Origin of the sequence: Kitasatospora sp. NPDC056783 (genome assembly GCF_042789895.1) — a bacterium.
Lineage (GTDB): Bacteria > Actinomycetota > Actinomycetes > Streptomycetales > Streptomycetaceae > Kitasatospora.
Genome location: NZ_JBHUAF010000350.1, coordinates 1 through 9,242, shown reverse-complemented (window position 1 = coordinate 9,242; position 9,242 = coordinate 1). Strand labels below are relative to the sequence as shown.

Annotated in this window: 9 protein-coding genes; 4 read left to right on the top strand and 5 right to left on the bottom strand. The window is 73.8% G+C overall.

Going from position 1 to position 9,242, the window contains the following annotated elements:
• Positions 1-14: 14 nt before the first annotated feature.
• From moeZ to ACFRMQ_RS32940, 4 genes are all read right to left on the bottom strand, one after another.
• The gene (gene moeZ / locus ACFRMQ_RS32955; protein ID WP_380734411.1) at positions 15-1,193 is read right to left on the bottom strand and encodes an adenylyltransferase/sulfurtransferase MoeZ; all 1,179 of its coding nucleotides are present in this window, start codon (positions 1,191-1,193) and stop codon (positions 15-17) included.
• A 216-nt stretch (positions 1,194-1,409) separates the two neighbouring features.
• Positions 1,410-2,429, bottom strand: a complete 1,020-nt coding sequence (locus tag ACFRMQ_RS32950; protein WP_380734410.1) for an NAD-dependent epimerase/dehydratase family protein — start codon at positions 2,427-2,429, stop codon at positions 1,410-1,412.
• 176 nt (positions 2,430-2,605) lie between these two features.
• Positions 2,606-2,878, bottom strand: coding sequence for a hypothetical protein (locus ACFRMQ_RS32945; protein ID WP_380734409.1), 273 nt, complete (start codon positions 2,876-2,878; stop codon positions 2,606-2,608).
• A gap of 402 nt (positions 2,879-3,280) precedes the next feature.
• Positions 3,281-4,183, bottom strand: coding sequence for an alpha/beta fold hydrolase (locus ACFRMQ_RS32940; RefSeq protein ID WP_380734408.1), 903 nt, complete (start codon positions 4,181-4,183; stop codon positions 3,281-3,283).
• 236 nt (positions 4,184-4,419) lie between these two features.
• Between ACFRMQ_RS32940 and ACFRMQ_RS32935 the strand changes: the two genes are divergently transcribed.
• From ACFRMQ_RS32935 to ACFRMQ_RS32925, 3 genes are all read left to right on the top strand, one after another.
• Positions 4,420-5,076, top strand: a complete 657-nt coding sequence (locus ACFRMQ_RS32935; RefSeq protein WP_380734407.1) for a TetR/AcrR family transcriptional regulator — start codon at positions 4,420-4,422, stop codon at positions 5,074-5,076.
• Positions 5,077-5,234: 158 nt separating this feature from the next.
• A complete protein-coding gene (locus tag ACFRMQ_RS32930) occupies positions 5,235-5,462 on the top strand; it encodes a DUF3107 domain-containing protein (protein WP_049660675.1) in 228 nt (75 codons plus the stop codon).
• A 136-nt stretch (positions 5,463-5,598) separates the two neighbouring features.
• Positions 5,599-5,925 carry a hypothetical protein gene (locus tag ACFRMQ_RS32925; protein WP_380734406.1) on the top strand — a complete coding sequence of 109 codons (327 nt, stop codon included), beginning with the start codon at positions 5,599-5,601 and terminating at the stop codon, positions 5,923-5,925.
• A gap of 48 nt (positions 5,926-5,973) precedes the next feature.
• Here ACFRMQ_RS32925 and ACFRMQ_RS32920 read toward each other — a convergent pair whose 3' ends face one another.
• Entirely contained in the window at positions 5,974-6,702 is a 729-nt protein-coding gene (locus ACFRMQ_RS32920) for a ferritin-like fold-containing protein (RefSeq protein ID WP_380734405.1), read from the bottom strand.
• Positions 6,703-7,397: 695 nt separating this feature from the next.
• On the opposite strand from ACFRMQ_RS32920, the gene ACFRMQ_RS32915 reads away from it, so the two are divergent.
• Positions 7,398-9,242, top strand: a 1,845-nt coding sequence (locus ACFRMQ_RS32915) for a DEAD/DEAH box helicase (RefSeq protein WP_380734412.1), incomplete at its 3' end; no start/stop codon positions are given.

Here is a 9,242-nt window from a genome sequence, read left to right as displayed (position 1 = left end):
TTCCAGGACAGGGCCTAGTAGGCCGGCTTGTGCGGCTCGATCTGGTTGATCCAGCCGAGCACGCCGCCGCCCAGGTGGACGGCGTTGCCGAAGCCCGCGGCCTTGACCACGGCCAGCACCTCGGCCGAGCGCACGCCCGACTTGCAGTGCAGCACGATCTTCTTGTCCTGCGGCAGCTTCTCCAGCGCGTCGCCCATCAGGAACTCGTTCTTGGGGATCAGCACCGCGCCGGGGATGTTGACGATCTCGTACTCGCCGGGCTCGCGGACGTCGATGAGGTAGATGTCCTCCTTGTCGTCCTGCCACTGCTTGAGCTGCTGCGAGGTGATGGTCGAACCGGCGGCGGCGGCCTGCGCCTCCTCCGACACGACGCCGCAGAAGGCCTCGTAGTCGATCAGCTCGGTGACCGTCGGGTTCTCACCGCAGACGGCGCAGTTCGGGTCCTTGCGGACCTTCACCTGGCGGTAGTTCATCTCCAGGGCGTCGTAGATCATCAGCCGGCCGACCAGCGGGTCGCCGATGCCGGCCAGCAGCTTGATCGCCTCGTTGACCTGGATCGAGCCGATGGACGCGCACAGCACGCCCAGCACGCCGCCCTCGGCGCAGGAGGGGACCATGCCCGGCGGCGGGGCCTCCGGGTAGAGGCAGCGGTAGCAGGGGCCGTGCTCGGCCCAGAACACGCTGGCCTGGCCGTCGAAGCGGTAGATCGAGCCCCACACGTACGGCTTGCCGAGCAGCACCGCGGCGTCGTTCACCAGGTACCGGGTGGCGAAGTTGTCGGTGCCGTCCACGATCAGGTCGTAGCCGGAGAAGATCTCCATGACGTTGGAGTTGTCGAGGCGCTCCTCGTGGAGGATCACGTCGACGTACGGGTTGATCTCCTTGACCGAGTCCCGCGCCGACTCCGCCTTGGAACGGCCGATGTCCGACTGGCCGTGGATCACCTGACGCTGGAGGTTCGACTCGTCGACCACGTCGAACTCGACGATGCCCAGCGTGCCGACACCGGCGGCGGCCAGGTAGAGCAGGGCGGGCGAACCGAGACCGCCGGCGCCGACGCACAGCACCTTGGCGTTCTTCAGCCGCTTCTGCCCCGCCATGCCCACGTCCGGGATGATCAGGTGGCGGGAGTACCGGCGGACCTCGTCAACGGTGAGCTCGTCGGCCGGCTCGACCAGGGGTGGCAACGACACGGGGACTCCGATGGGTCTTGTGCGGATGGCCAGGGCCAACCTCGGTGTGGGTTGTTGCTCCGCCACGCGGGTGGCTCTCTAGGCCAACAGTGTCATGCCCCTCCGCTATTCCGAGACAGCTGTTCCGGTATGCGAGACGAGCGGCGCCGGATGGTGGAAGCCCCGGAAGGCGCCCCCAGCCCGTGGTTGACGGGCCCGGGGCACCCCGCGACGCGCTCACACCCGGCAGGCCGTCTCCAGCCAGACGTCGCCGAGCGACTCCTCCAACGGCACCTGCGTCCGCCATCCGAGACGGTCCCGGGCGGTGCGCACGTCCGCCTGCCGCCACGGCACCGGCTCGCCCGGCGCGGGCCGGCCCTCCGGCCGGTGCCCCTCCGGACGGTGCCCGGGCAGGTGGTGGGCGACGGGGTGGTGGCCGCCCTGGTGGTGCCCCGGCAGGTGGTCGCTGCCCGCCCCGGCGGCCTGCGCGGGCAGCAGGACCTGCCGGTTCTCCTCGACGATCGTCCCCTCGAAGCCCGAGGCCCGCACCAGCAGCTGGGCCGCGTCCCGGGCCCGGACGGCGTGTCCGCTGCCGACGTTGATCACCCCGGTGGCGGCCGACACCGCGGCCGCCTGGATGGCCCGCGCGACGTCCCGCACGTCCACGAAATCCCGGTATCCGGACAGGTCCGGCATCCGCACCTGGTGCTCGTCCCGCTCCAGCGCCCGCCGCAGGCCCTCCGCGAGCCGCCCGAACAGCGAGGCGGTCGGCGCCCCCGGCCCCACCACGTCGAACACCCGCAGCACCGTCGCGTCCAGCCCGGAGGCCAGCACCAGCTCCGTCCCGGCCAGCTTGGACACCCCGTACGGGCCCACCGGCCGCGGCTCGGCCTGCTCGGACACCGGCACCCCGCCGGGCACCGGCCCGTACTCGGCGGCCGAGCCGACGTGCACCAGCCGGGCCGGCTCCCGGCTGCGCCGGATCGCTTCGCAGACGGTCGCGACGGCCAGCGTGTTCGACCGGATCAGGGTGCGCGAGCTGCCGTAGGTGGCGCCCGCGCAGTTGATCACCACCTGCGGCGCGACCGCGTCCAGGAACCGGGCCAGCGCGCCCGGGCTCCCGGTGGTCAGGTCGAAGCGGATGTCGGCCGAGTCGCGCCGGCCGAGCACCGTCACCTGCAACTCCTGGTCCATCAGCAGACGGTCGGTGACCCGGCGGCCGATGAAGCCGTCGGCGCCCAGCAGCAGCACCCTCATCGGGGGTGTCCTTCCACGAAGCCAGCTCGGGACGACCTGGCGGACTGAAATTCGACGAACGGGACGAAAGCGGGGATCCACGGCGGATCCCGGGGTGGATCGACAACCGGGGTGGATCGACAACCGGGGAGGTCGACGGCGGGGCGGTCGACGGCGGGGCGGTCGACGGACGGCGCTCAGCGGTGCGAGTCGGCCCGGCCGAGCACCGCCACGGCGTACGCGGGCGGCTCCACGGCGAAGCGTTCCTGCGCCCGCTGCCGCCCGGCCGGCCCGAGCCGGCCGCGCCGGGCGGGCGGCAGCCGCTCGGCGGTGTCCCGGGTCCTCGGCCCGGTCAGCGGGTACCGCTGGAACTCGTGCTCCGGCAGGCCCTCGACCAGCCGGTCGCACCGGTCTCCGGTGCCACGCCGGGGATGCGGACGGGCACCCTCGGTGAACAGGGCAACGCGCACGGGAGACCTCCAGGGCAGAGCGGATTCACTGGGCGGGATCACGGACGGATCGACGGATTTCCGGGCGGCCCGAGCGGTCGCCGGGGCGCCCGGCACGGCGGCGGGGACGGCCGGTCCGGAGCGCCGCGTCCGGTACCCCCGGGCGCCCGCCCGCTCCGGCGGTCGGGCCCGACCCGCCGGGACCTCTCGGCCGCGGCCGCCCTCCGGTTCCTCCGGCGGCCGCGACTCCCCCACACCTGTTCGGTCCGACAGCAGAAAGGTAGGACCGGCCCAGGCCGATCCATCGGTCACATGCCTGCCTGCCACCTGATCGAGTGAACCGCAGTGACCTCGGCCCGAATCGGGCCGTTACCGGGCGGTATGCGCGGCCGCCCGCGCGGGCCCGCCCCGGCCCCGCCGCGATCAGCTCCCGGCGCGCCCGATCAGCTCCCGCACCGCCCGGGCGACCTGGTCGGGGTGCTCCATCATCGCCACGTGCCCGGACTCCGGCAGCACCAGCAGCCGGGCGTCCTCGAAGGCCTCGCAGGCCCGGCGGGCCGAGCGGTAGGAGACCAGCCGGTCGCGCAGCCCGTACACCAGCAGCACCGGCGCCGTCACCCGCTCGGCCTGCCGCCACAACGCCTGCTCGCCGCGCTCGGTGTACGCCGAGACGATGCCGCGGGCCGAACCGGCCAGCGCCTGCATCGCGTGCGGCACCTCCATCCGGCGCCGGTACTCGGCCACCGCCTCGGCCCGGACCGTCGGGCTCAGGCCGTCCGGGTCGCCGAAGACCAGCCGCAGCAGGTCCGCGGTGGCGGCCTCGGCGTCGCGCCCGCCCGCGGACAGCCGGCGCAGCAGCGCGGGCGCCCCGGGCAGCGCGAGCAGGCCGGTCGGCCAGGCGGTGTGCTGCGGGGGCAGCTCGGGCAGGGCCGGCGAGACCAGGGTGAGGCTGCGCACCAGGTCCGGGCGCAGGGCGGCCAGCCGGACGGAGACCGCGCCGCCGAGGGAGTTGCCGAACAGGTGGACCGGGCCCCGGCCGGAGGCCTCCAGGTAGCCGATCACCGCGCGGACGTGGCCGGAGACGGTGAGGTCGCCGTCGGTGGGCGGGTGGGAGCGGCCGAAACCGGGCAGGTCCACGGCCTCGCCGTCGACCACCCCGGAGAGCCGGCCCATCAGGGCCTCCCAGTTGGCGGCCCAGCCGCCGAGGCCGTGCACGAAGAGCCCGGGCTCGCGCCCGTCGGCGGCGCCGTCCGCGAGCGGACGGTGCACCGCGAGCACCGCACCCGGGACCTCGACCGTACGCACCTGCTGCTCAGCACCGCTCATGATGGACGATGGTAGTGAGCCGGGCCCGTGGACGGGCGCGGCGGGCGCCCGGGGCCGGTCCGGCCGGCGGCCGCCTCCGTCACACCACTGCCGACGCCGAGGTCAGCGCCGTATTGTGGGCTCCTGACAACCAGGACGATCGTCTTTTCTCGCCTCCGCCGAACGCGGGCGCGGTTACCGAAAAGTAGAATCGGCCATCTTGCCAGCCCCGGACAGAACCCGAAGTGAGGAGCGCCGTGACGGCCATCCAGGAGGCGCAGGAGCGCCCGCGCGGTGCCCGCCTGCCGCGAAGCGCCCGCCGTGAACAACTGCTCGGTGCCGCCCAGGAGGTGTTCGTCGCCCAGGGCTACCACGCGGCCGCCATGGACGACATCGCCGACCGCGCCGGGGTGAGCAAGCCGGTGCTCTACCAGCACTTCCCCGGGAAGCTGGAGCTGTACCTGGCGCTGCTGGACAAGCACTGCGACGCGCTGGTCGACGCGACCCGCGAGGCGCTGTCGGCGACCACCGACAACAAGCAGCGCGTGGCCAACACCATGGAGGCGTACTTCAACTACGTCTCCAGCGAGTCCGGCGCCTTCCGGCTGGTCTTCGAGTCGGACCTGACCAACGAGCCGGCCGTGCGCGAGCGGGTCGAGCGGGCCTCCGAGGCGAGCGCGACGCTGGTCAGCAAGGTGATCCAGGAGGACACCGACCTGCCCGAGGCGGAGTCCAAGCTGCTGGCCGCCGGGGTCTGCGGCCTGGCCCAGATCACCGCCCGGTACTGGCTCTCGCAGGGCCTGGAGATCCCGCGCGACGAGGCGATCCGGCTGGTCGCCAGCCTGTCCTGGCGCGGTCTGAAGGGCTTCCCGATGCACCCGGGCGAGCAGGCCGGCGAGGGCGCCGCCCAGTAGGACCGCCCCACCGTCCACCGGGGCCGATCACCCGACCTTCGCCGGGCCGGTGATCCGGTGCTCTATGGTGAAGCCGTACGGCGCGGTCGCCGCGAACGCTTGTCCCAGGCGGTCCGGTGCCCGTGCGTGGAGGCTGCAAACCCGGAGGGACGGAAGCCGTGGAGGTCAAGATCGGCGTGCAGAACGCGCCGCGCGAGATCGTGATCGAGAGCTCGCAGACTGCCGATGAGGTCCAGAGCGCGGTCGCCAAGGCGCTGGAGGGCTCGGAGAAGATCTTCGCGCTGTCCGACGAGCACGGCCGCCGCATCATCGTCCCGGCCGAGCGCCTGGCGTACGTGGAGATCGGCGAGTCGGCCGCCCGCAAGGTCGGCTTCGGCACCGCCTGAGGCGGCGCGCGAGATCGTTCCGGTGCCCCGTTCCCGTGAGGGAGCGGGGCACCGTCGCGTGTACGGCCGGGTGGGGCGGGGTACGGCGACAGTGGCGACGCCGGTGTCGCACGCCCGTTCCCCCCGGGAGGCAGCCTTGCTGGTCGAGTGGATCGCCTTCGCCCTGGTCGGCCTGGTCACGGGCGGCGCCGCCCTGCTGGCCCTGCCGTCGTACTTCCGGGCCGCCCGGCGGATGACACCGGGCACCGCGCTGGCGGGGGCGCTGGTCGGCGGGGCGGTCGCGCACTTCAGCCTGGACGGCCGCTACCCGGCGGTGTCCGTCGCGGCCGCGGCGGTGGCCTCGGGCGTGCTCACCTCGCTGCTGGCCCGGCCGGATCACGCCGCCGGGCGCGCCCCGGCGCACCGGCACCACCCGCACCGGCCCGGCACCCACCGCGCGCAGCGGCGGCACCGGGCGGTGTGAACCCGGGCGGTGTGAACCCGGCCGTCACGGCGGGTGTGCGGACGCCGGTCAGGAGGCCAGGCCGAGGGCGGCCATCCGCTTGGTGTGCGCCTCGGTGATCCGGTTGAACATCTTGCCGACCTCGACCAGGTCGAAGCCCTGCACCTGGACGCCGCCGACCAGCAGGTTCGACAGCGCGTCGCGCTCGGCGACCACCCGCTGGGCCTGGCTGAGCGCCTCGCCCATCAGCCGTCGGCCCCACAGGGCGAGCCGCCCGCCGGCCCGCGGGTCGGCCTCGATGGCCTGGCGGACCTTGTCGACGGCGAACTGGGCGTGGCCGGTGTCGGACATGACGCCCAGCACCAGGTCGCGGGTGTCGTCGTCCAGCCGGACGGCCACCTCGCGGTAGAAGTCGGTCGCGATGGCGTCGCCGACGTAGGCCTTGACCAGGCCCTCCAGCCAGTCGGAGGGCGCCGTCATCCGGTGGAAGAGCTCCAGCGGCTCGACGAACGGCCGCATCGCCTCCTGCGGGTTCGCGCCGATCTCGGCCAGCCGGTCGTGCAGGCGCTGGTAGTGCTGGAACTCGGCGGAGGCCATCCGCGCCAGGGCCGCCTTGTCGGCGAGGTCGGGCGCCAGCTTGGCGTCCTCGGCGAGCCGCTCGAAGGCGCTCAGCTCGCCGTACGCGAGCGCGCCGAGCAGGTCCAGCACGGCCGCCCGGTAGCCGGGTTCGGCCGAGCACGCGGCCCAGTCCCCGATCGAACCGGCCGCCGTGTCCTGCGTCTCACCATGGGTCTCCATGACCCGCCACCTTAGTGCCGCCCGGCTCGCTCTCCGGTCATCGGGCGCGCGCGGTGACCGGCCGGAACGACCGGTCCGGTGGCAGTTGCCGGGGGCAATGTCAGACGCGTCACGTGTTCGAGTCGTCGCCTGACTGTATGGTGGTACGGAGCCCCGTCGTGTTCGCACGGTGTCACCGCCGTCTCGGTAACCCGCGCGAGCCCGCTCCGTAGCGGCACCGTCCAACCGGACGTGTCCGCACCGGAAGCACGGGTCCTCATGTACGCGGATGCCCGGTCGGAGAGCCGATCGGCTCCGACCATGGCTTGGACTTCAAGCCTTGGCACCGCATCAGTGGCCGAGCGAGGGCCGCCGAGACCACGCCCCGAGGCGGAGGTCCCGCGCAGGTCCCTCACGGGAACCTTCCCCGACGCCGCCGGCGACGCGCCCCCGCACCGGGGCAGCGCGCACCGGCCGGCCGCAGGGACCGGCGCGGTTGTGCGTTCGCGCAGCTGTATCAGGGCCGCCCAGGCCCGTACGCAGCCGTGCGGCTGCCCGCCCGCCGCTCGCTCTCGGCCCCTCCACACGGAAGAGGCAGCACCCTGTCCACCACCGCTGAACCCATCAAGACGACCTTCCGGGACCTGGGGATCCTCCCGGAGACCGCCGAGGCCCTGGAGGCCGTCGGCATCGTCCACCCCTTCCCCATCCAGGAGATGACCCTCCCGGTCGCGCTGACCGGCCACGACGTCATCGGCCAGGCCAAGACCGGCACCGGCAAGACCCTCGGCTTCGGCCTCCCGCTGATCGAGCGGGTCGTCGTGCGCGCCGACGTGGACGCCGGCCGGGCCGCCGCGGAGCAGCTCACCGAATTCCCGCAGGCGCTGATCGTCGTCCCGACCCGCGAGCTGTGCACCCAGGTCACCAACGACCTCCAGACCGCCGGCAAGGTGCGCGACGTGCGCGTCCTCGCCGTCTACGGCGGCCGGGCCTACGAGCCGCAGGTGGAGGCGCTCTCCAAGGGCGTCGACATCGTGGTCGGCACCCCGGGCCGTCTGCTCGACCTGGCCGGGCAGAAGAAGCTGAACCTGTCCAAGGTCCGCTCGCTGGTCCTGGACGAGGCCGACGAGATGCTCGACCTGGGCTTCCTGCCCGACGTCGAGAAGATCATCACCATGCTGCCGGCCAAGCGGCAGACCCTGCTGTTCTCGGCCACCATGCCGGGCCAGGTGATCAGCCTCGCCCGCCGGTACATGAGCCAGCCGACCCACATCCGGGCCACCGCCCCGGACGACACCGGCACGACCGTCGCCAACATCGAGCAGCACATCTTCCGTGCGCACTCGCTGGACAAGGTCGAGATGGTCTCGCGCATCCTCCAGGCCGACGGCCGCGGGCTGGCGATGATCTTCTGCCGCACCAAGCGCACCGCCGCCGACGTCTCCGACCAGCTGACCCAGCGCGGCTTCGCGGCCGGCGCGGTCCACGGCGACCTCGGCCAGGGCGCCCGCGAGCAGGCGCTGCGGGCCTTCCGCAACGGCAAGGTCGACGTCCTGGTCTGCACCGACGTGGCGGCCCGCGGCATCGACGTCGAGGGCGTCACCCACGTCATCAACTACCAGTGCCCCGAGGACGAGAAGACCTACCTGCACCGGATCGGCCGTACCGGCCGGGCCGGCGCCTCCGGCACCGCCGTCACCCTGGTCGACTGGGACGACATCCCGCGCTGGCAGCTGATCAACAAGGCGCTGGACCTGTCGTTCAACGACCCGGAGGAGACCTACTCCACCTCGCCGCACCTGTACGAGCTGCTGAAGATCGCGCCGGGCACCAAGGGTGTCCTGCCGCGCTCGGAGCGCACCCGTGCCGGGCTCAACGCGGAGGCCGTCGAGGACCTCGGCGAGACCGGCGGGCGCGGTGCCCGCTCGGGCCGCGGCGGTCGCGGTGGCCGGGACGGTCGCGGCGGGCGTGACGGCTCCGGCCGTCCGGGCACCCCCGCGGTCGAGGCCGAGGCCGAGGAGCAGAAGCCGCGCCGCACCCGTGAGCGCCGCCGCACCCGTCGGGGCTCGGCGGTCGAGGGCGAGGCCGCTGCCGTCGTGACCGACGCCGCCGTGGTGGCTCCGGCCGTCGAGGGCACCGAGGGCGAGGCCGCGCCGCGCCGTCGCCGTCGCCGCTCGCGCGGCGGGGCCGGTGCGGGCGAGGCCGCGGTGGCGGTCGAGGCGGCTCCGGTCGCCGAGGCCGTGGTCACCGAGGCCGTCGTCGCCGAGCCCGTCGTCGCCGCGGCCGTCACGGTCGAGGCGGCTGTCGAGGCGGTCGCCGAGGCTCCGGCCGAGGTGAAGAAGGCCACCCGCACCCGGACCCGCAAGCCGAAGGCGGAGGCCGCTGAGGCCGTCGTCGAGGCGGCCGTCGAGGCCCCGGCTCCGGCCAAGAAGGCCACCCGCGTCCGCAAGCCGAAGGCCGAGGCCGAGGCCGTCGAGACCGTCGCCGAGGCGGCCACCGAGACCCCCGCCCCGGTCAAGACGGCCCCCCGCGTCCGCAAGCCGAAGGCCGAGGCCGAGGCC

Excerpts from the sequence above, each read along its gene's own strand:
- ACFRMQ_RS32920 (WP_380734405.1), bottom strand. The coding sequence starts at position 6,702 with ATGGAGACCCATGGTGAGACGCAGGACACGGCGGCCGGTTCGATCGGG.
- ACFRMQ_RS32940 (WP_380734408.1), bottom strand. The coding sequence starts at position 4,183 with ATGAGCGGTGCTGAGCAGCAGGTGCGTACGGTCGAGGTCCCGGGTGCG.
- ACFRMQ_RS32950 (WP_380734410.1), bottom strand. The coding sequence starts at position 2,429 with ATGAGGGTGCTGCTGCTGGGCGCCGACGGCTTCATCGGCCGCCGGGTC.